This is a genomic window from Salinivibrio sp. PR932 (assembly GCF_001996125.1).
GTDB lineage: Bacteria > Pseudomonadota > Gammaproteobacteria > Enterobacterales > Vibrionaceae > Salinivibrio > Salinivibrio proteolyticus.
In genome coordinates, this window is sequence record NZ_MUFM01000004.1 from 104,394 (window position 1) to 126,723 (window position 22,330).

At 51.7% G+C, this 22,330-nt stretch carries 20 protein-coding genes; 4 read left to right on the plus strand and 16 right to left on the minus strand.

The features are described 5' to 3' along the window. Positions 1 to 131 precede the first annotated feature (131 nt). Together rho and trxA are read right to left on the minus strand one after the other, a co-directional pair. Entirely contained in the window at positions 132 to 1,397 is a 1,266-nt protein-coding gene (gene rho, locus BZG84_RS02890) for a transcription termination factor Rho (protein WP_069590220.1), read from the minus strand. Positions 1,398 to 1,580: 183 nt separating this feature from the next. Next, positions 1,581 to 1,907, minus strand: a complete 327-nt coding sequence (gene trxA / locus BZG84_RS02895; RefSeq protein ID WP_069590219.1) for a thioredoxin TrxA — start codon at positions 1,905 to 1,907, stop codon at positions 1,581 to 1,583. A gap of 112 nt (positions 1,908 to 2,019) precedes the next feature. Here trxA and rhlB point away from each other — a divergent pair, with 112 nt between their 5' ends. Beyond that, positions 2,020 to 3,312 (plus strand): ATP-dependent RNA helicase RhlB, encoded by a 1,293-nt coding sequence (gene rhlB / locus BZG84_RS02900; protein ID WP_077456815.1) that lies wholly within the window; start codon positions 2,020 to 2,022, stop codon positions 3,310 to 3,312. A 30-nt stretch (positions 3,313 to 3,342) separates the two neighbouring features. Then, entirely contained in the window at positions 3,343 to 4,860 is a 1,518-nt protein-coding gene (gene gppA, locus BZG84_RS02905) for a guanosine-5'-triphosphate,3'-diphosphate diphosphatase (RefSeq protein ID WP_077677976.1), read from the plus strand. Positions 4,861 to 4,934: 74 nt separating this feature from the next. Here gppA and prlC read toward each other — a convergent pair whose 3' ends face one another. Beyond that, positions 4,935 to 6,974 carry an oligopeptidase A gene (prlC, locus tag BZG84_RS02910; protein ID WP_077677977.1) on the minus strand — a complete coding sequence of 680 codons (2,040 nt, stop codon included), beginning with the start codon at positions 6,972 to 6,974 and terminating at the stop codon, positions 4,935 to 4,937. Positions 6,975 to 7,268: 294 nt separating this feature from the next. On the opposite strand from prlC, the gene gorA reads away from it, so the two are divergent. Next, positions 7,269 to 8,624 (plus strand): glutathione-disulfide reductase, encoded by a 1,356-nt coding sequence (gorA, locus tag BZG84_RS02915; RefSeq protein ID WP_077677978.1) that lies wholly within the window; start codon positions 7,269 to 7,271, stop codon positions 8,622 to 8,624. 45 nt (positions 8,625 to 8,669) lie between these two features. On the opposite strand, the gene BZG84_RS02920 is transcribed toward gorA, so the two are convergent. From BZG84_RS02920 to BZG84_RS02935, 4 genes are all read right to left on the minus strand, one after another. Continuing rightward, complete coding sequence (locus BZG84_RS02920; protein WP_069588212.1) at positions 8,670 to 9,029, minus strand: Hpt domain-containing protein; 360 nt, start codon at positions 9,027 to 9,029, stop codon at positions 8,670 to 8,672. A 338-nt stretch (positions 9,030 to 9,367) separates the two neighbouring features. Then, positions 9,368 to 9,670, minus strand: coding sequence for a hypothetical protein (locus tag BZG84_RS02925; protein ID WP_077479566.1), 303 nt, complete (start codon positions 9,668 to 9,670; stop codon positions 9,368 to 9,370). After that, positions 9,671 to 10,450, minus strand: coding sequence for a class I SAM-dependent methyltransferase (locus tag BZG84_RS02930; RefSeq protein ID WP_077479567.1), 780 nt, complete (start codon positions 10,448 to 10,450; stop codon positions 9,671 to 9,673). It abuts the gene before it with no gap. 35 nt (positions 10,451 to 10,485) lie between these two features. Beyond that, positions 10,486 to 13,674: an ABC transporter substrate binding protein gene (locus BZG84_RS02935; RefSeq protein ID WP_241825747.1), complete on the minus strand. Its 3,189-nt coding sequence runs from the start codon at positions 13,672 to 13,674 to the stop codon at positions 10,486 to 10,488. A 95-nt stretch (positions 13,675 to 13,769) separates the two neighbouring features. Here BZG84_RS02935 and asnC point away from each other — a divergent pair, with 95 nt between their 5' ends. Next, on the plus strand, positions 13,770 to 14,231 hold the full coding sequence (gene asnC / locus BZG84_RS02940; protein WP_069588218.1) for a transcriptional regulator AsnC: 462 nt from the start codon (positions 13,770 to 13,772) through the stop codon (positions 14,229 to 14,231). A gap of 108 nt (positions 14,232 to 14,339) precedes the next feature. Here asnC and hemB read toward each other — a convergent pair whose 3' ends face one another. The 9 genes from hemB to rmuC form a co-directional block, all read right to left on the minus strand. Then, complete coding sequence (gene hemB / locus BZG84_RS02945) at positions 14,340 to 15,392, minus strand: porphobilinogen synthase (protein WP_077663370.1); 1,053 nt, start codon at positions 15,390 to 15,392, stop codon at positions 14,340 to 14,342. Between the two features lie 69 nt (positions 15,393 to 15,461). Continuing rightward, positions 15,462 to 16,244, minus strand: coding sequence for a TatD family hydrolase (locus BZG84_RS02950; RefSeq protein WP_077479569.1), 783 nt, complete (start codon positions 16,242 to 16,244; stop codon positions 15,462 to 15,464). Further along, the gene (gene tatC / locus BZG84_RS02955; RefSeq protein WP_069588224.1) at positions 16,241 to 16,993 is read right to left on the minus strand and encodes a twin-arginine translocase subunit TatC; all 753 of its coding nucleotides are present in this window, start codon (positions 16,991 to 16,993) and stop codon (positions 16,241 to 16,243) included. The genes BZG84_RS02950 and tatC overlap by 4 nt, the downstream gene beginning before the upstream one ends. A 15-nt stretch (positions 16,994 to 17,008) precedes the next feature. After that, a complete protein-coding gene (gene tatB / locus BZG84_RS02960; protein ID WP_069588226.1) occupies positions 17,009 to 17,365 on the minus strand; it encodes a Sec-independent protein translocase protein TatB in 357 nt (118 codons plus the stop codon). Between the two features lie 2 nt (positions 17,366 to 17,367). Further along, a complete protein-coding gene (gene tatA / locus BZG84_RS02965; protein WP_069588228.1) occupies positions 17,368 to 17,616 on the minus strand; it encodes a Sec-independent protein translocase subunit TatA in 249 nt (82 codons plus the stop codon). Positions 17,617 to 17,670: 54 nt separating this feature from the next. Next, a complete protein-coding gene (ubiB, locus tag BZG84_RS02970; RefSeq protein WP_077677979.1) occupies positions 17,671 to 19,317 on the minus strand; it encodes a ubiquinone biosynthesis regulatory protein kinase UbiB in 1,647 nt (548 codons plus the stop codon). Then, positions 19,317 to 19,928: a ubiquinone biosynthesis accessory factor UbiJ gene (locus BZG84_RS02975; RefSeq protein ID WP_077479571.1), complete on the minus strand. Its 612-nt coding sequence runs from the start codon at positions 19,926 to 19,928 to the stop codon at positions 19,317 to 19,319. Before BZG84_RS02975 ends, ubiB begins: the two co-directional genes overlap by 1 nt. 9 nt (positions 19,929 to 19,937) lie before the next feature. Then, a complete protein-coding gene (ubiE, locus tag BZG84_RS02980; RefSeq protein WP_069588234.1) occupies positions 19,938 to 20,705 on the minus strand; it encodes a bifunctional demethylmenaquinone methyltransferase/2-methoxy-6-polyprenyl-1,4-benzoquinol methylase UbiE in 768 nt (255 codons plus the stop codon). Positions 20,706 to 20,779: 74 nt separating this feature from the next. Continuing rightward, positions 20,780 to 22,318 (minus strand): DNA recombination protein RmuC, encoded by a 1,539-nt coding sequence (gene rmuC, locus BZG84_RS02985; RefSeq protein WP_077479572.1) that lies wholly within the window; start codon positions 22,316 to 22,318, stop codon positions 20,780 to 20,782. Positions 22,319 to 22,330 lie beyond the last annotated feature (12 nt).

The following is a 22,330-nucleotide window of genomic DNA, read 5'->3' on the forward strand; positions in this document are numbered from 1 at the left end:
TTGCAATCCTGTACCACTTGTAGCAATCCGGCTACATCCATGTCGGGTGAGACCATTGTGCGAAGTCAGCGTTCAATAGGCAATAAAAAAGCACTGCCCGCAGACAGTGCTTTTCACAATTACGATCCGGATCAGGAGTTTTGACGTCGCATGGCGTCAAAGAACTCATCATTGGTCTTCGACATGGCCAGCTTATCAATCAAGAATTCCATGCCTTCGATTTCCCCCATTGGGTGGACAATCTTACGCAGGATCCACATCTTCTGTAGTTCATCCGCTTTAGTCAGCAATTCTTCGCGACGGGTACCAGAGCGCGTGAAGTCAATGGCTGGGAAGACACGCTTCTCGGCAATCTTACGTGACAGGTGCAGTTCCATGTTACCTGTACCTTTAAATTCTTCGTAGATGACTTCGTCCATCTTCGAGCCTGTATCCACCAGCGCAGTCGCGATAATGGTCAAGCTACCACCTTCTTCCACGTTACGAGCCGCACCAAAGAAGCGCTTAGGACGGTGCAAGGCGTTGGCGTCGACACCACCGGTCAATACTTTACCGGAAGACGGTACAACTGTGTTGTAAGCACGCGCCAGACGAGTAATCGAGTCCAGCAGGATCACCACGTCTTTTTTGTGTTCGACCAAACGCTTGGCTTTTTCAATTACCATTTCGGCCACTTGTACGTGACGGCTTGCTGGCTCATCAAAGGTCGATGCCACCACTTCCCCTTTCACCAAGCGCTGCATCTCGGTCACTTCTTCCGGACGCTCATCGATCAACAGCACCATCAACTCACATTCTGGGTGGTTGTAAGCGATGCTTTGCGCGATGTTTTGCAGCAGCATGGTTTTACCCGCTTTTGGCGGCGCAACAATCAAACCACGTTGACCTTTACCAATTGGCGAGGCTAAGTCGAGCACACGGGCAGTGATGTCTTCTGTCGAGCCGTTTCCGCGCTCCATCACCATACGTTCGCTGGCGTGCAAAGGGGTTAAGTTTTCGAAGAGGATTTTACTGCGGGCGTTGTCTGGTTTGTCGCTGTTAACTTGGTTAACTTTCAATAGCGCGAAGTAGCGCTCGCCGTCTTTAGGGGGACGAATTTTACCCGCGATGGTATCGCCTGTGCGCAGGTTAAAGCGACGAATTTGGCTTGGCGACACATAGATGTCATCTGGGCCGGCCAAATACGAGCTATCTGCGCTACGCAGGAAGCCAAACCCGTCTTGAAGAATTTCCAGCACGCCATTGCCGAAAATGTCTTCACCGCTTTTTGCGTGCTGTTTGAGGATCGAGAAAATGATGTCCTGTTTACGCAAGCGAGCTAGGTTTTCGAGTCCCATGCTTTCGCCAAGCGCAACCAGCGTCGAGACGGGTTGAGTCTTCAGTTCGGTAAGATTCATAGTGGTGAGTGTCTTGTTTGTCAAAGTTGAGGTCTGAAATTAGTTAGCGTGTCGAGACCAGTGGCATGTTCGAGAGATGAACAGAAGTACAATTTCCGTGCAATAAGGTAGCACCAAAATGGGGTATCGTCTAGTTGACAGAAAAACGACCGCCACTGGGAGGCAGTGGCGGCCGTCTTAACATTATAGGTTAGCGTCAAGGAACTCTTTCAACTGAGTTTTTGACAATGCACCAACCTTAGTTGCTGCCACGCCGCCATCTTTAAATAGCAGCAATGTCGGGATACCACGGATGCCGAACTTAGGCGGTGTACCTGCGTTCTGGTCAATGTTCAGTTTTCCGATGGTGACTTTACCTTCGTACTCGTCAGCGATTTCGTCCAGAATCGGCGCGATCATTTTACATGGCCCACACCATTCTGCCCAAAAATCAACCAGTACAGGTCCTGCAGCATTTAAAACGTCTGCGTCAAAGCTGTCGTCGGTTAGCTGCAAAATTTTGTCGCTCATCTTCTACTCCAATACATGTTTTTGTTACTGGCTAAATTGCGACCAGTAAATAATGGCACTATTTGACTGGATTCGCTTCCGTATTGCAAGCCTAAGCTGATATTCTATCCGGATGAAAATGACGCATATCACAGAGCAGAAATTTGCCGAGCTCGGCTTGCACGCCGATGTTCTCAAGAGCTTGGAGGCCAAGGGGTTCACCCAATGTACGCCTATCCAAGCAAAGGCATTGCCGGTCCTGCTCACCGGCCAAGACATTGCAGGACAGGCGCAAACGGGGACAGGCAAAACCCTGGCGTTTCTGGCTGCAACGTTTCATCACTTGTTAACCACTGACGCACCAGCGTCACGGAAAACTAACCAACCACGGGCAATCATATTAGCTCCTACGCGCGAATTGGCCATTCAGATCTATAACGATGCGGAACCATTACTCGCGAATACCTCGATTACCGCAGGGCTTGCCTATGGTGGCGAAGGTTATGACAAACAGCAACAGACACTTGAACAAGGCGTTGATATTTTAATCGGCACCTGCGGCCGTATCATCGACTTCTACAAGAAGAAAGTGATTGATTTGCATGGCATTCAGGCGGTGGTGTTGGATGAAGCGGATCGCATGTTCGATTTAGGCTTTATCAAAGATATTCGCTTCTTGTTTAACCGTATGCCTGCGGCTAACAAGCGCTTGAACATGTTGTTTTCTGCCACCTTGTCTTATCGCGTTCAAGAACTGGCCTTCGAGCACATGACCAACCCAGAGCATGTGGTGATCGAGCCAGAACAAAAAACCGGCCATCGCATTAAAGAAGAGCTTTTCCAGCCTTCTAACAACGAAAAAATGCCGTTGCTGCAAACCTTGATCGAAGAAGACTGGCCGGAGCGTGCGATCATTTTTGCTAACACCAAGCATCGCTGCGAGTCAATTTGGGCCCACCTTGCGGCAGACGATCATCGCGTTGGTCTACTGACTGGTGACGTTCCGCAGAAAAAGCGGGTGAAAATCCTCGAGCAATTCACCAAAGGTGAGATTGATTTGTTGGTGGCCACTGATGTCGCCGCGCGCGGCTTGCATATTCCGCAAGTCACCCACGTGTTTAACTACGACTTGCCCGACGATGCCGAAGACTATGTCCACCGCATTGGTCGTACCGGTCGTGCTGGTGCCAGTGGCAGCTCTATCAGCTTTGCCTGTGAAGAATACGCCATCAATTTGCCCGCCATTGAGGAATACATTGAACACAGTATTCCGGTCAGCGAATTTGATCGCAGCGCACTGCTCACGGATTTACCGGCCCCGAAAAAGATAGCCAAACGTCAGGTGAACAGTCGTCGTAATACAGGCAAAAACAACAGCGGCAACAACCGCAACCGTCAACGTCGACGCCCACAAAAGTCGGCATAACATTCGGCAGTTATGAGGTAAGGTCGCGCCATGCGTCGTGATGGAACCACCGCTCACACATCGTCGCTTTATGCGGCGATTGATTTAGGCTCTAACAGCTTTCACATGCTGGTTGTGCGTCAAGTAGCTGGCAGTGTGCAAACACTGGCCAAAATTAAGCGCAAAGTCCGCTTAGCGGCGGGAATGAACGCACAACGTCAGCTCAGTGACGAAGCCATGCAGCGCGGCTGGGAATGCCTCGCGCTTTTCGCTGAACGCTTGCAAGACTTTGAAGCCGATCACATTCGGGTGGTGGCGACAGCCGCATTACGCCGAGCCTCGAACGCTGATGTGTTTCTCGCCAAAGCGAACCAGCTATTAGGCCACAACATCGAGATCATCTCTGGTGAAGAAGAAGCGCGCACCATCTACCAAGGGGTAGCACATACCTCGGGCGGCCCAGGAAAACGCTTGGTGGTGGATATTGGTGGGGCCAGCACCGAGCTGATCATTGGCCAACAATTTGAGCCTGCGCTATTGCAAAGCCTTAACATGGGCTGTGTGACCTTCCTTGAAGACTACTTTGCCGACCGTGTCCTCAATCAAGCGGCGTTCGATGCCGCAATTGCCGGAGCCAAAGCGGAATTAGCGCCTCATATGGCTGCCTATCGCGCCCTCGGATGGGATTGTTGCGTAGGCGCCAGCGGAACAGTGCAAGCCTTGCAAGAAATTATGGTGACGCAAGGCATGGACGAAGTCATCACGCTGGAAAAACTCCATCGTCTACGCGACCAAGCCATTGCGTGCGGACAAATGGATGCCCTCGACATTGACGGCCTCACGCTTGAACGCGCCTTGGTTTTCCCAAGCGGGTTATCGATACTGATCGCCATTTTTGAATGCTTGGATGTCACCAGCATGACACTGGCTGGCGGCGCACTCCGTGAAGGTCTGGTGTATGAAATGATGACCGCAATGCGCCACAGCGATATACGTGCGCGCACCATCGCCAGTATTCAATCTCGCTATCAGCTCGATGAAGCGCATGGCATGACGGTGGCACAAACGGCGTTGGATTTGCTTCACCAATGTCCGCCTGACTGGGTGCCAGAGCCCCACGCCAGTAGCTTGCTTCATGCCGCAGCCTGTGTGCACGAAATTGGCTTAAGCATTGGCTTTAAACAAGACGGCGACCATGCGGCCTATTTGATCACCCATCTCGACTTACCCGGCTTTACGCGCGCTCAAAAGCAGCTGATTGCCACCTTGCTTCGCTACTATCGTGAGCAACTGGTTCGCATTGATGGCCAACATGCTTTGTCAGCGCAAAGTGCCAATCGCCTCCTGCGTTTGCTGCGTTTGGCGGTGATTTTGTGCCACCGCCGAGACAGCCGCGTACGGCCACTCAGTCGCCTTTGTGCAAACGGTGATGCGCTCACCTTAACCTTAGACACCACGTTGCTGGATACCAGCCCATTGCTGAGTGCCGAGCTGGAGCAGGAAGCCTTGCGTCAATCCAGCCTTGGTCAACCGCTGGTCGTGATCACCCACGCTGATGGCGGTGTCTAAATCGCACTTGCCCATCTCATGAGCACAAAAAAGCCCGCCTAGCGCGGGCTCTTACTTGGTCAATCGTCGCGTGACTACGCAGAAATACCACTGTGGCGCAGCAGCGCATCAGGGCTTGGCTCACGGCCACGGAAGCGAACAAACAACGCCATCGGCGCTTCGCTTCCCCCACGACTGAGGATATGGTTGAGGAAGTCTTCACCGGTTTCGCGATTAAAGATCCCCTCTTCTTCAAAGCGAGAATAGGCATCGCTCGACAGCACTTCAGCCCACTTGTAGCTGTAATAACCTGCGCTGTAGCCACCCGCAAAGATGTGCCCAAACGCATGCGGGAAGCGATTCCACTCCGGCGTGGGCACCACAGAAACCTGCTCACGTACGGCGTTAAGCGTTTCCATGATCCGTGGACCCACCTCGGGGTCAAATTGACTGAACAAGCTAAAGTCGAACAAGCTGAATTCGAGCTGGCGCAACATCGCCATCGCTGAATTGAAGTTTTTCGCCGCCAGCATCTTCTCTAGCATATCGTCCGGCAAGGCTTCTCCGGTTTGATAGTGGCCCGAGATAAAGCTCAGCGCCTCTTGCTCCCAGCACCAGTTCTCCAAAAACTGGCTCGGTAGCTCTACCGCATCCCAAGGCACACCGTTGATCCCCGAGACATCCGCCACTTCGACTTGTGTCAGCATGTGGTGAATGCCGTGACCGAATTCGTGGAACAGGGTTTCAACTTCGTCATGGGTAAACAGCGCAGGATCATCACCGACCGGTGGGTTGAAGTTACAGGTCAAGTACGCCACCGGCGTTTGTAACTCGCCATTTGTTTTACGGCGACGAACGCGACACTCATCCATCCATGCACCGCCACGCTTATTCTCACGTGCGTACAAGTCTAAATAGAAGCTCCCGCGCAGCGTGCCCTGACTGTCGTGAATGTCATAAAAACGCACATCTTTATGCCACGTATCGACACCTTGGCGTTCGGTTACCGTCATGCCAAACACACGCTTCATGACTTCAAACAGGCCACTTAGCACGCGCGATTCTGGGAAGTAAGGCCGTAGCGCTTCATCAGAAATCGCATAGCGCGCCTGCTTGAGTTTTTCGCTGTAGTAAGGGATATCCCAAGGCTCCAGCGTCTCCACCCCAAACTCTTGCTTGGCGTAAGCTTTTACTTCCGCGAACTCTCGCTCGCCTTGTGGACGGGCTTTGCTGACCAGCTCATTCAAAAAGCCCATCACCTGCTCGGGGCTCTCTGCCATTTTGGTCGCCAGCGACAGCTCGCTGTAGTTGTTAAAGCCCAACAAGCGCGCCAGTTCATATTTTAAACGTAGCGACTCATTCATCAGCTCGGTGTTGTCCCACTGGCCAGCTTGCGGTCCACGATCAGAGGCGCGCGTAGAGAAGGCTTCATACATTTCTTGACGTAAGGCTTGGTTATCGCAGTACATCATGACCGGTAAGTACGAAGGAATATCAAGGGTCAGTAAGTAACCTTGCTGAGATTTACTCTCAGCTTGCGCTTTCGCTGCGTTCAGCGCTGATTCGGGCAAGCCCGCTAACTCACTTTTATCACTCACCAGCTTGCTCCACCCCATAGTGGCATCCAGCACATTGTTGCTAAATGAAGAAGAAAGCTCCGACAAGCGTTTTTGAATTTCACCAAAACGGTGTTGTTGATCGGCAGGCAGCGCAATGCCAGACAGCTCGAAATCACGCAGCGCATCGGTGATGGCTTTTTGCTGGGCCGTATCGAGTGATGAAAAGTCCGCGCTATCTTTGATGGCTTTGTAGGCGTGATACAAACCTTTGTGCTGACCGCGCCACGTCGAATATTCCGACAACAGCGGCAGACAGCTTTCGTAGGCTTCACGTAGTGGTTTGCTGTTGACCACGGCGTTCATATGGCTTACTGGCGACCATAAACGGCTGAGGCGATCTTCGACTTCGGCGAGCGGCGCACAAACCGTCTCCCAACTTGGCGACGCTTGCTCAGCTGCCTGCTCGACCGCTTGGCGACAATCGGCAATCGCGGCGTCCACTGCCGGCTTAACATGCTCTGGATTGATCGCTGAAAATGGAGGTAAATCCTCAAATTGAAGTAGCGGGTTGGACATAATGCCTTCCTTTTTGCTGACGAGACGCCCGTGCTTCGCGCGTCTAAACGATAAGTGACCTCATGTATATGCCGTCTGTGAGAACGCTTTTCAATCCCTGCACTCCAACTTATACAGATTGCGACCGTTACAAAATGATTCTGAGACTGCCGCCACACCACAGGTTTGATAAGCTTACATTCACTCAACCTCAATGGTCAGCGCGGCGCCACTTTACAAGCGACCTGAAACGCGACAAGCTGACCACGAAACAAAAGCCAGAAGCACGCTCGTGCGTATAAGATGGAGAAAGACATGGCGAAGCATTTCGACTACATCTGTATCGGTGGCGGCAGCGGCGGTATTGCCTCTGCCAACCGTGCCGCGATGCACGGTGCCAAAGTCGCCCTGATTGAAGCAAAACACCTCGGTGGAACCTGTGTAAACGTGGGCTGTGTGCCCAAAAAAGTGATGTGGCATGGTGCGCAAGTTGCCGAAGCCCTCAATCTTTATGCCCCGGATTATGGGTTTGATGTTGAAGTGAAAGGCTTTGACTGGTCAACCTTGATCAATAACCGCGAAGCCTACATCGGCCGTATCCACAAAGCCTACGAAAACGTGTTGGGTAAAAACAACATTGATGTCATTCACGGCTTTGCGCGCTTTGTCGATAACAAAACCGTCGAGGTAGACGGCGAACACTACACCGCCGATCATATCTTGATTGCGGTTGGTGGCACCCCCACGATTCCGAACATTCCCGGTGCTGAACATGGCATCGACTCAGATGGTTTCTTTGCCCTCACCGAACAACCTAAGCGTGTCGCCGTAGTCGGTGCTGGCTATATTGCGGTTGAAATCGCAGGCGTACTGCATGCGCTAGGGTCCGATACCCACTTGTTTGTGCGCAAAGACCGTCCGCTGCGAAGCTTTGACCCCTTGGTGACTGACACCTTGGTCGAAGTGATGGAAAAAGAAGGCCCGACGCTGCATACCCAGTCGGTGCCTGTCTCTGTCACCAAAGAAAGCGACGGCAGCCTGACCCTTGCGTTCGAGAACGGCACCACGCATAACACAGACACACTGATCTGGGCGATTGGCCGCCATCCAACCACCGACAAGATCAATTTGGCCGCGACCGATGTACAAACCACCGCGAACGGCTACATCAAGGTAGATGCTTACCAAACCACCAGCGTGCCGGGCATATACTGTGTCGGTGACATTATGGATGGTGGCATTGAGCTCACCCCTGTGGCGGTAAAAGCAGGTCGTCTGCTCTCGGAGCGCCTATTCAATGGCCAGAGCGAGGCAAAAATGGACTATGACCTCGTCCCAACCGTGGTATTTAGCCATCCGCCAATCGGCACCATTGGCTTGACCGAGCCCGAAGCGCGCGCCAAATATGGGGATGACAATATCAAGGTCTACACCTCGACGTTTGCGGCAATGTATACGGCCGTCACCCAGCACCGCCAACCTTGTAAAATGAAACTGGTGTGTGCCGGTGACGATGAAAAAGTCGTGGGCCTTCACGGTATCGGCTTCACCGTCGATGAAATGATCCAAGGGTTTGCCGTGGCAATGAAAATGGGAGCGACAAAAGCAGATTTTGACAGTGTGGTCGCGATTCACCCGACCGGTTCAGAAGAGTTTGTTACCATGCGCTAAACCCGGTATCGGTAAGAGCAACGCCGAGCACTGTGCTCGGCGTTTTTATTTACTCCACTGCGCGCAAAAGCGTGCCAAGCCTTCTTTGATATCATCCAACAACACGGACGCGGCATCAGCATTATCCTGTTTTGCTGCCAGCTCCAAGGCTAACGCTTGTTGTTGCAGTTCAATCGCCGCTAGGTTACTGGCACTACCCTTTAGCTTGTGCGCTTCACGTGCCAAGTTAGCAAAATCTGCCGCTGCAATCTGTTGTGCCATGGCTGGAAGCTGCTCCTCAGTCTCTTCGACAAAGATGGTACAGGCTTCATCAAGCAAGGCTTGGCTATCCATCAACCGACTTAAGGCTTCCTCTTTGTCCCACACGCTTGCGTCGTGATCTGTCTTTCCGTGGCTGTCACTCATGCTCAATCCTTTTACTGAAAACGGTGATTCACCTACAAGCGACAAGGGCTTGTTGATTAGCTTGTCATCACCTTGTTTCTAATCGTTACTAAGCTTAAACGCCTGCGTCTAGCACATTGTAGATGTGGCAAAACTCAGGTCCAATCATGCTCGCTTTTCCCCCAATATCAATAATAGAAGTGAGTGCGAATCATGATGGATATGTTGCCTTGGTTAATCGTTTCTGGCCTGATCGTTTCCGTTATCACTGGTCTGTTGACCGTGTTGATGGTTAAAGGCCTCGATTAATCACCGCTGACTCCATGGGTAACCATGGAGTCTGTTCCTTTACCTTCAGGCTAGGCGTTTTTACTGGCTTTCGCCTTTTTCTTCTCTTTTTTGCTTTTTGCCGTCTTTTTGCCTTTTTTACCCTTTTTCAGGGCTTTTTTGGTTAGCTTTTCATCCTTGGCTTTTTTCTTCACCTTTTTCGTCACTGATTCAGACGATGCAGGCAAAGGCGTAGGCCGACACAGATAGCTTTTATCTCTGGCCACACGCGCACATTTGCTGCACGCCACGCAAGGCGGCGAGACAATCGTCGCGAGCAGCTCTAACTCAGCATCCACGTCTCCGCGACGCCACTTACACAGCGACTTAGCCACCTAATGATCCACCGTAAGTGCTGCATTGATATACATATCAAAGCGGTTTTTCTTTGTCGCAATGCTCGAATGAGGGGCTATGCCGGCTAACGGCTCAGCATAATCTGGGCGTTTGACCACCACACGACTGCGTGCCAGTGCCAGTGCGGGATCTAACAGGCTATCCGCATCTGTATCCGCCCCGACTAAGGATTGAAAGACACGCATTTCTTTTTTGACTAGCGCGGCCTTTTTCTTATGCGGATACATGGGGTCAAGATAAACCACATCTGGCCGCTGTAGCCCGGGTGTTTGCGCCATCTCGGTGAGAGCCTGCGCACTGCTTGCATGCAACAAGGTCATGCGTGCGCGCATCCAAGTACCAATTTCTGCATCTTGATAAGCGCGCTGCAGACCATCGTCCAACAGCGCTGCCACCACAGGATGACGTTCAATCAACTGCACCTCACAGCCAAGCGAGGCAAGAACAAACCCATCACGCCCAAGCCCTGCGGTGGCATCAAGGACACGCGGTGTCACGCCTTTATTTAATCCAACCGCTTTCGCGATCGCTTGGCCTTTGCCACCACCAAACTTACGGCGATGGCCGACCGCCCCGTCGACAAAATCAACGTAGACCGCCCCTAATTTAGGCTCATCTTGTTTGCGAAGCTCCAACCGTGTCTCTGTCATCACCAACGCAAACGGTGAATCATTCTCATGAGTGAGTGACCACTTACTTGTTAGCCTTTCAAATTCTTGTTGTTTCTCTGCGACATCACAGATAAGGGTCAGTTGCACGTTGGATCTCCACAGCCAATGATTGGCCGAGTATATCAGAGATGGATTTTTTCCTTCACGCTGTTCTGTGTCTCGGGCCAGCCTCTCACTTGCTGCTCCAGCGGCGCTGGTACACTAAAGTGATAGCCTTGTGCGTAATCGACCCCCAGTAAACGCAATTTCTCTAAAATCTCGCTATTTTCAACAAACTCAGCCACGGTTTTTTTGCCCATTTGCTTGGCAAGATCGTTAATGGCTTTCACCATCGCAAAATCGGTGTCGTCATTGGCAATGTCACGCACAAATTGGCCATCAATTTTCACGATATCGACCGGTAAACGCTTCAAGTAACCAAACGATGAAATGCCCGCACCAAAGTCATCCAGTGCAATAAAGCAGCCCAGCGCTTTAAGACGTGAGAATAAATCCATCGCACTGGTCATGTTACCGATGGCAGCCGTTTCGGTGATCTCTAAGCAGATACGTCGGCTGGGTATCACACTGTCTTTGATAGCTTGTACCAAAAATTGCACAAACTCCTTTTGCGCAATAGAGCGGCCGGATAGGTTAATCGACACCATACCCAGCTTATCAACGTGCTCGGGATGCGCGGCGAACCAGCCTAAGGTTTTCTTTACCACCACCGTATCGAGCTGATGCGCCATGTTGTAGCGCTCTGCGGCAGGAACAAACAGCCCAGGAGAGATCCAGGCTCCTTGCGCATCACGCATCCGAACCAAGACTTCCATATAGAGTTTGCGCTGGGGGGCGCCACTAGTATTCACAATACGCTGGGCATACACTTCAAAGCGATCTGCGGCAATGGCTTCATGAATATGGCTGACATAGGCCATTTCTTGCTCACGACGTTTAAGTTCTTCATCATCCGGATGATAAAGATGAAGTCGGTTTCGCCCCTCATCTTTGGCAGCATAGCAGGCTGTATCAGCTTGAGCATGCACTTGCTGCGGAGAGCCAGCGGTGCGGTCCAGTAAGCGGATACCCAATGAACACTCCAACCGCATCCGGCTGTCATGCCAAAAGAACTCACTTCGTGCCAAGGCAGCCAGCAATGATTTCCCCCAACTCACTGCACGGGTAGCATCGCAGTGATACACCAAAACACCAAACTCATCGCCCCCAAGCCTTGATAGTACCGCGCCAGAAGGTAAGTGATGACTTACAATCAGCGCCACTTGCTTTAAGGCTTCATCCCCGGCTTCATGGCCTGCGGTGTCATTGATGAGTTTAAATTGGTCCATATCGATATAGAACATCGCATGGCACTGATCATCTTCGCGGGCCTGAATTAAGGCATCGGCTAGCTTCTGTTCAAAATAGCTGCGGTTATAGAGACCGGTTAAGTAGTCATGATGCGCTTGGTACACCAGTTGGCTTTCCATCTCTCGATGCGCGGTGATGTCTTCGCCAACCACCAGTATCTGTGCCTGAGTGTGCATGGCACGAACCGTCTCTCGCACCCACAAGATCTGGCCTTTTTTCGAACGATAAGGGATCTCTCGGCGCCAAAGTTGCTCGTCATGGTCTTGGTCTTGTGGGCGGCGCACCATGCGGTGGGGCGGCTCATGCTGCTCGGCATACAATTCAGTGATTTTATGGCCAAGGAGGCTTGATTTGTTATAACCGAAAAGCTCCGCCGCATATTGGTTGATAGATTGGATCCGTGCTTGCTGATCGACGGTCAGTAAGATCACCGGTTGCTGTTCGTAAAGCATCCGGTATTCAATTTCACTGCGTTGCAGTTTCTCCTCGGTGTGCTTACGTTGGGTAATATCGCGCGCTTCAAACAGAATACGGGGTTGGCCTGATTCACCGGGAAAGCTTTTGACCGCCACATCCAAGATCACTTCGCGGTGCGCCTCACTCAAACACAGTTCAAAACGCCGGGGCTGGGTCGTTTCAGTTAACTTTAGGTGCGACTCTAGGCGTGCAGGGTTACGCCATATCGGCCAAAACCAGAGCGGCCTTGCCTGATATTGGCGAGTTACATCAACCAGTTGATTAAAACTGGAATTGCCCGACAGCAGAATCCCGTTACCATCAAGCAAGGCGATAAACTGATTACTCTGGTCGAACACCCCTTTGAGCATGGCGCGGTGACGCATTAATGCCGACTCACTACGACGCAGCTGGCGCACATTGGCCCATAGCATGACAATGATGCTACCCAACACCAACACAGACAAAGACACCGCTTGTACGGTAATTTTATGGGCCTGCCATAACGATTGCGGACGATTAGTGATCACCGCTGAACGTAGATCGCTAATGTCCAGATCCCACCGTTTGACCAAAGGGTAATCAAACATGGTGACATTAGTGCTGTCGCGCTCAGCGGGCAGCTCACCCGCCAGCACTTTCAGTAGCAACTCACCTTGGGTCTTACCCTGTTCAACCCCATCAATCACCACACCGCCAATCACCCCGTGGCCGAGCATAAAGCTCATCGCCCCGTATACAGGAACGGGTGCTTCACCCACAATGGTTTCGAGGTATTCTTGACGGGTCATAAAGCCGCCTTGGTTGTCGCGAAAGTAAGAAAGATAAAAGACGCCTTCACCCTCATGCATCGCTTGGATACGGTCATGCAGTGCCTGAAACGATAAGTCTGATAGGCGAACCACTTCGAGACCCGACAAATCACTGTGCGCCAGCTGCGCTTGCACCACATTCCAGTACTGACGACTTGAAAAGGTGTTATCCAGCAATAGGTAAACACGTTCTAAATCAGGATGGAGACGTTTCATCAACGCCAAATTGCGGGGTAAGTCGACTTCTTCTTTCACCCCAGTCACACGCGGTAGCAGCGGGTAATGCTGGCGGCCAAAGTTATTCAGCCCGGCGTACACCACCGGCGTGTCTCCTACGTAGTCGTGGAGCTCGTGCATCAACCATAGGGCTGCGTTGTCCGTGGTTAAAATGGCATCGAAACGCTGGCTGGCGAGTTTTTGGATGTAGAGTTTTTTCAGCTGTTCACGATAGGCTTCTGATTGGTAACGCTTACTTTCTAAGTAAGTATGCTGAAAGTCGATATCGTGCCCTTGGGTTGCCGTATTTAATCCTTCAACCAACGCTTGGTTCCAAAAGAACCCGGGATGATAGGAGTGCACGACCAAGACTTGTTGTTGAGCTGCACTCACGGCGCAGGTACACATCAGTATTAACACGCCAAAAAGGTATTTGATCCCCACGCCCACTTCCTGTTGGTTTATTGGTATCTTCATAGACAACGCGATACCCTACATTAGATGCTCAATTGACTGTCAAGCAACTGAGACAGCGGAAAACATGGCTTAGCTACAACTACAAGACGACAACAATGAACGATTTACCCAAACTGGATGATCTCGATCGTCGTATTCTGTCCACACTCCTCGACGATGCGCGCGTGCCTTACGCGGAAATGGCCAAGCAGTTTCAAGTGAGCCCCGCGACAGTTCACGTGCGCGTGGAGAAAATGAAAGCAGCTGGCATTATCGAAGGTACCGAAATATTGGTGAACACCAAAAAGCTTGGCTACGACGTGTGCTGCTTTATTGGCATCAACCTCAAAGCCGCGCGGGACTATCACTCTGCGCTCGATAAGCTGAATCAGCTTGATGAGGTCGTTGAGGCTTACTATACCACCGGCGCCTATAACATCTTTGTGAAGTTGATGTGCCGCTCCATTGAAGAGTTACAGTTTGTGCTGATTGACAAGCTACAAGCCATCGATGAAGTCCAATCCACCGAAACGCTGATCTCACTACAGAACCCCATCAACCGCAACGTAATCCCCTAATTTTTGCGTGGTGATACGCTTTATCCCTGTATCTATCATGACGCAACCGCCATACAACCAAAAACGCCCTGACCAAATAGCCAGGGCGTGGTTGATCGCGCGTTCGTTTTAACCCACGGTTTCTTCAGGGCGTGGCGGCAGCGGCGCACCTGCATCTTCAGCAAGCCACTCGGCAACTTGTTTAGCAAAGTAAGTCAAAATGCCGTCTGCACCCGCACGCTTGAAGCACAAGAGTGATTCCATCACTGTCTCGCGCTCTTTTAACCAGCCATTATCGATCGCCGCTTTGTGCATGGCGTACTCACCAGAGACTTGGTAAGCAAAGGTTGGCACTTTGAGTTCACTTTTCACCCGGCGCACCACATCCAAATACGGCATCCCCGGCTTAACCATGACGGTATCTGCACCTTCAGCAATATCCATCGCTACTTCATGCAGCGCTTCGTCACTGTTGGCCGGATCCATTTGGTAATTGGCTTTATTGCCCCCTTTCAGGTTCGCCGCAGAACCTAACGCATCGCGGAACGGGCCATAATAGTTAGAGGCATACTTGGCGGAGTACGCCATGATTTGGGTATTGATGTGGCCGTTTTTCTCTAGTGCGTCTCGAATACGACCGATGCGCCCATCCATCATGTCTGACGGCGCAACAATATCCACACCCGCCTCGGCGTGTGACAAAGCTTGTTTGATCAGCACTTCGGTGGTGGGCTCGTTCATCACATAGCCGTCGTCATCAATGATCCCGTCTTGGCCGTGGATGGTGTAAGGGTCCAACGCCACATCGGTGATCACACCCATTTGTGGCACGTGCTCTTTGAGCAAGCGGACCGCGCGTGGCACCAGCCCTTCGGGGTTAAAGGCTTCAGAGGCACAGGCGGTTTTAAATTCCTTCGGGATCACCGGGAATAGTGCAATCGCCGGCACGCCTAGCTTGGCCAAGTAATCCGCTTCATACAACAGCAGGTCAATCGACATCCGCTCAATACCGGGCATCGACTCCACCGGCTCACGACGATTTTTGCCCATCAAAATGAAAACAGGGTAAATCAAATCGCTCGCGGACAATGAATGTTCCGCCACCATACGGCGGCTAAAGTCAGTTTTGCGTGTACGACGCAGGCGTCGAGCAGGAAAGGCGCCTTGAATGGATACGCTCACTGTATCCTCCTTTATGTTGCAGACCTGGGCTTTGGGGCAGATGACTGCCTCACTGGGTTGTTCACCCCGTCACTGAATCGAAAAACAGCGCAGGGTGTTTTTTGTTGTACAGTCAATAACATGTTCGACAGACTGTTGGCGAAGTCGTGCTACAGTTTGTGCGATATGGGGCAAATATTTAGGCTCATTACGGCTGCTTTTCGGCCGAGGGCGTATATCACGGGGCTGCAAATACGGCGCGTCGGTTTCTATCATCAGCCTATCATCTGGGATCCAGCCAACTTGCTGCTGCAAGGCTTGTCCACGACGCTCATCACACACCCATCCAGTGACGCCGATGTATAACCCAGCGTCCAAACACTCACGCAATGCGCGATCATCGCCGGTAAAGCAATGCAGCACCGCCGCAGGCAGTTTATCGAGCCAAGGGCGTAAAATCGCGAACCAGCGATCGTGCGCATCACGACAGTGCATAAATACAGGCATCGACAGCTCAGCCGCCAGCGCAAGCTGCGCATCAAAGACCGCTTCTTGTTGCGGCCGTGGCGAGAAATCCCGATTAAAATCGAGCCCACACTCACCGATCGCCACTACCTCGGCGCGCTGCGCTAACTGCCGGATAACGAATAAATCCGCGGGGTCGACAGACTTGGCATCATGCGGATGGACGCCAGCGGTGGCATAGGCAAACGCCGGATAATGGGTGGCGAGATCCGCCGCTGCTTGGCTTTCTTCCAGATTAGTGCCGGTCAGCAGCATACCGGTAACGCCCGCTTGCTGCGCGCTCGCAACCACCGCGTCTCTGTCCTTATCAAACCGCGCACTGGTCAGGTTCACGCCAATATCGATCATTCACTGGCCTCTTGTGATTCCGATGATGCACGTGGCACGTAAAAGCGCGATAGCAACACGCCCAATTCGAACAATAAACACATGGGAATCGCGAGCAAGGTTTGCGAAATCATATCCGGTGGCGTCAGCATCATACCGACGACGAACGCGGCGACGATAACGTATGGGCGTTTTTGACGCAGGCTTTGTGCACTGGTCGCGCCGGTCCAAACCAGCAAAATAATGGCGATGGGAATTTCAAACGCGATTCCAAACGCCAAAAACAGTGCCAAGATAAAGTCGAGGTAACTGGCAATATCGGTTGCCACTTGCACCCCCTCGGGCGCTATCGAGGTGAAAAAACCAAACACCAATGGCAGCACCACCCAGTACGCAAACGCGACCCCCGCGTAGAAAAGCAACGAACTCGATACCAATAACGGCAATACCAACCGCTGTTCATGCTTATATAAACCGGGAGCCACAAACGCCCAAATTTGGTACAAAATCACTGGTACGGCCACGAACACCGATATCACTAACGTCAGCTTTATCGGCGTGAAAAACGGTGATGCCACATCCGTGGCGATCATGCTCGCGCCTTCTGGCAGCTTATCAATCAGCGGCTGTGCCACCACGCTGTATATATCGTTAGCAAAATAAACCAAGCCAATAAAGACGACGAGAATCGCAATGATCGCTCGCAACAAGCGGTTGCGCAGCTCCATCAAATGGCTAATTAGCGGTTGGGTATCATTTACGGAGGACATAGTAGCCTTGCTCGTTTATCGCTTATCGGTCGGCGACGGCTCTGAAGACGGTGCCTCAGGGCGCGGTGTCTCTGTCGACGATGCATAAGGGCGTTGGACATCCGCAGCATGCTGACGCAAGGTATCCACCGATTGCTGCAGCTCAGGGTCAAGGTCTTTCATGCCAGCCTGCTCGGCTTTGCGTAAGTTGTCTTGCAGCTCTTTAATTTTAAGCTCTTGCTCGAGCTCGTCTCGGACAGAGCCCGCCATACGCTTCGCTGCCCCCACCCAACGCGACACATTCCGTATCGCGACGGGCAGTCTCTCTGGGCCCAGTACCACTAAGCCAATCACGGCGATCAGCACAAGTTCCCAGAAACCTATATCAAACACGGTTATACCTGCTCTTTATCTTTACGTGCTTGCTCGTTTGTTGACGTCTCAGCCCCAGTATCATCGAGGGTCTTTTGCTGGAAGTCTGCGTCTTTGCCTTTTTGGCTGTCTTCGTCATCGTTCATGGCTTTTTTAAAGCCTTTCACCGCTGAGCCTAAATCGCCGCCCATGTTACGAAGCTTTTTCGTGCCAAATAGCAATACCACAATCACTGCGATAATCAGCAACTGCCAAATACTAATTCCACCCATACTGGTTCCCTTCCACGTGTTGGTTTACATCAATTGAGCGCAGCAGTGTAGCTGCTATTTATTACAGGTTTTATTACAAAGTCGCCAACCCCACAACCAAAAAATCACCGCGCCGCCGGCTGCGACCGAAGGTAAGACCTCTACCTGATTGGCAAACAGTATGGTTGCTGTCAGTAGCAAGGTGGCGCCAATACCGAGCATGTAGGTGGCGCGTGAATGACGTTGCCGTGTTTGCAAATAACCATGATAGTAAGCATCGAGCCGTTGGTTAATTTGTCGCCCTTGACGCAATCCGTCATACACCAGCTCTGGGATCTCGGGTAGCTTCTCAGCCCAAAATGGCGCTTTCTCTTTGACCGCCGCCCACACCGCTTGTGGCCCTACTTGCTGTTTCATCCACGACTCTAAAAACGGCTTAGCCGTGGTCCAGAGATCCAACTGCGGGTAGAGCTGACGCCCCAGTCCTTCAATGTAGAGCAAGGTTTTTTGTAACAGTACCAGCTGTGGCTGCACTTCCATATTAAAACGTCGCGCGGTGTTAAATAGGTTCAATAAAACGTTACCGAACGAGATTTCGCACAGCGGTTTTTCGAAAATGGGCTCACACACGGTGCGGATGGCAAATTCAAAATCATCCACATTAGTGTCATGCGGCACCCAGCCAGAATCGACGTGCAACTCAGCGACTTTGCGATAATCACGGTTAAAGAACGCGATAAAGTTTTCTGCTAAATAGCGTTTATCGTCGCGATTTAAGGTACCGACAATCCCGCAATCGAGCCCAATCCACTGCGGGTCATGCGGGTGTTCGTAGGAAACAAACACGTTGCCCGGGTGCATGTCCGCATGGAAAAAGCTGTCTCGGAATACTTGGGTAAAGAAGACCTCAACCCCACGCTCGGCCAGCAATTTCATGTCAGTGCCATTGGCCTCCAGCGCCTCGATATCCGACACTTGAATGCCATAGATACGCTCAGACACCATTACGTCTTTGCGGCAGTAGTCACTGAATACTTCGGGCACATACAGCGCGGGGTCGTTTTCAAAGTTGCGGCGCAGCTGAATGGTGTTGGCCGCTTCGCGCATTAAGTCCAGTTCATCAAGCAAGGTTTTTTCATACTCGCGGATCACTTCGACCGGTTTTAACCGGCGGGCATCGGGCAGAAAACGCGCCACCAGCCGTGCCACGCGATACATCAAGCGCAAGTCAGCTTGAATAACCGGCAAGATATCGGGACGGATCACCTTCAGCACCACTTCACGCCCATTCGATTTTAAGGTGGCAGTATGCACTTGCGCGATCGACGCGGAGGCGAGCGGGTTAGGATCAAAGTCGCTGAACCAAGTCTCTAATGGCCCACCCAGCGAGGCTTCGATTTGCGCCTTAGCTTTGTGGCCATCAAACGGCGCGACTTTATCTTGTAGCTGAGCCAACTCGTTGGCGATATCGGCGGGAAAAAGATCACGGCGCGTCGACATCATCTGGCCAAGCTTCACCCACACCGGGCCCAAGCTTTGCAGCGCCAAACGCAGTCGCTCACCCACCGGCTTATCGGGGTGCTGGTTTTTCAACCAAAATAAAGACTGCCGCCCCAAGTGTGCTAAGCGGGTAATTGGCTGCTTAGGCAACAAGGCGTCTAACCCATAAAGCAGCAGGGTGCGAATAATAAAATATAAACGACGAATTTCACTGAGCGTCATTAGGACTCCATCCGTTCAGCCAACTGCTTAAAACGTGCCTCAAGTCTGGCAACATCACTGCGGATCTCATCGACCTGATCCGAAAAATAGGCCACTTCCAATGGCCCCGGAGCCACGCACCATTCTTCGGTTAATACCTCGCCAAGGTAGCGTTGCTGACGCGAGGCGAGTTGGTTCGCTTGCTGCCAGCGCTTTTGGGCGTGACTCACCACAGTATGTGCCATCACATCCCCCATATAGGGCGAGAGCCACTCGGCAATATCAAACTGCAATCCGCTGAGCAGTTGCGAGAATTGCTGTGCGACATCGATATCGCCATCAAGGGTCAGCTGATCGGCTTTGATCAGCGCGGTAATATTGGCCTTTTGTTGCAGTTTAGGCAGCGCGGCAAGCGAGAGAGAGAGTGCACAGTCAGGCTGTGCTTCGTAGTGGCTGAGCACATCCACACGTTGGCTGAACGCGAAGACAAATTGCTTATTCCACTCTTGCAAAGAAACGCGAATCGTACGGCCTTTGAGGCGCGCCAAACGGCGCTGGCTATCAGCATCGCGTGTGATCACGCCATTTAATGCTGTCTCCAAGGCGGCACACACGAGAGAATCAAAGGCCATACTGGCTCCTTAGAATTTAAATCCGCGGTGCAGGGCGACAATGCCACCGGTCAGGTTGTGGTAGCTGGTTTGTTCAAACCCGGCTTGTTCCATCATTCCTTTTAATGTTTCTTGATCAGGGTGCATGCGAATCGACTCGGCCAAGTAGCGGTAGCTATCTGGATCGTTGACAATAAGCTGGCCCATTTTCGGCAAGACATGGAATGAGTAGGCGTCATACACTTTGGAAAGCGGCGCAACGACTGGTTTAGAGAATTCCAATACCAACAGACGTCCCCCCGGTTTGAGCACACGGAACATCGAACGCAAGGCCGCATCTTTATCGGTGACATTACGCAGGCCAAACGCGATGGTGATGCAATCAAAGTGATCATCGGGAAATGGCAACGCTTCTGCGTTCGCTTGTACGTAACTGACATTGCCCACAATGCCTTTATCACGCAGTTTGTCACGGCCCACTTTCAACATGGAGTTATTGATATCGGCGAGTACCACTTCACCGCTCTCGCCGACCAGACGCGAGAATTTGGCGGTCAGATCGCCCGTTCCGCCGGCTAAGTCGAGGACTTTCTGCCCTGCGCGCACGCCACTGCAGTCAATGGTAAAACGCTTCCATATCCGATGGATGCCCATCGACATGACGTCGTTCATCAGATCATATTTTGCGGCCACCGAGTGAAATACATTGGCTACCATGCTTTCTTTTTCTTGGCGTTTAACTTGCTGAAAGCCAAAGTCGATGGTCTCTTGGTCCTGATGCGTTTGTTTATCTGTCATGTTAATCCCCTAACGTGTTGGACCTAGTTTACTTTATCGCCCATCCGGACTCCAAGCGCGGGACCAAGTTTCTTCTATTTGTTCACAGACGAGATGTCAGACACCGGATCGTCTTCGTCTGCGCCTTGGGGAGAAAAAGAAGTTAATGCCGCATTCGCAAGTGCTGGACTGATATCGCGCTTTACCTCGACGCCAAGGGCTTTAAAGCCCTCGGCTTGGCGAAGAATATTGCCTCGACCTTGGCTGAGCTTATTCATCGCGCCATGATAACTGTCGTTCGCTTTACCCAATGCGCTCCCCAACCCTTCCATATCGCTGACAAATAAACGCACCTTGTCGTAGAGCTTACTGGCTTTCTCTGCAATCTGTTTGGCGTTCTGGTTTTGGTATTCGTAGCGCCAAAGGTTATTGATGGTACGTAACGCCACCAGCAAGGTGGTGGGGCTGACTAACATAATATTGTTATCCATCGCCTCACGAATCAGACTCGGATCGGCTTCAATGGCAATTTGGAAGGCAGGCTCCACAGGGATAAACATCAACACATAATCCAGCGTCTTCACGCCATGCAATTGGTGATAGTCTTTGCGTCCAAGGCCACGGATGTGGGCACGGATCGCTTGCACATGCTCTTTCAAAGCCGCATCTTGCTCAACAATGGACTCCGCATTGTAATAACGCTCGTAGGCCACCAATGCCATCTTGGCATCTATCACCACATCTTTGTCTTGCGGCAGTTTGACAATCACGTCTGGTTGATAGCGTTTGCCTTGCTCATTCTCAAGGTTCACTTGAGTATGGTATTCGTGTCCTTCACGCAAGCCAGATTCTTCTAACACACGCGCCAATACCACTTCGCCCCAGTTGCCTTGCTGTTTGTTATCCCCTTTAAGGGCTTGGGTCAGGTTATGGGCTTCGCGGGTCATATCTGCGTTTAATTGCTGCAGATTTTTGATTTCATGAATCAGGGTATGACGCTCTTTGGCTTGTTCGCCAAAACTGTCAGTCACTTGCTTTTTAAACCCTTCCAGTTGCGATTTCAGCGGCCCGAGTAAAGTCTCGAGACTCATTTTGTTTTGCTCATCGACGGAGTGGACTTTTTGTTCAAACACTTGATTGGCAAGCTGCTCAAATTGGGCGCGTAAGCGTTCTTCTGCATTTTCGAGCAACGCTTGTTTTTCTTGTGCAGCGTGTAATTGTTGTTCTGCGCTCGCTTTCACTTCACGAAGCTCAGCCAGTAATTCGGCCTTTTCATCCCGCAAGCTATCAAGTTTTTGCTCCAAACTTTGGTTATGTTGCCGCAGCTGCTCCAACTGTCGCAATTTTTCAGCTGCCGACGTGAGCTTGCCGTAATAGTGGCGTAGCTCTTGGCTTAAGCGGTCGCGCTCAACATCTAGGTTATCCAGCTCTTGCTGTTGATGTGCCTGTTGTTGTTGCCAGTGTTCGCGTTGTGCCTCAAAGGCTATTTGCTGCTGATCTTGCTGCGCCTGATACCAATGTTGGTATTGCGCGAGCACGCGTCGATGCACCGCATAACCGAGCACACAGGTACCGCCCGCCCCGAGTAAAAACGCAATAAAATGCAATGAGGTTAACGACAAGCCATCCAGCATAGCGAGGTCTCT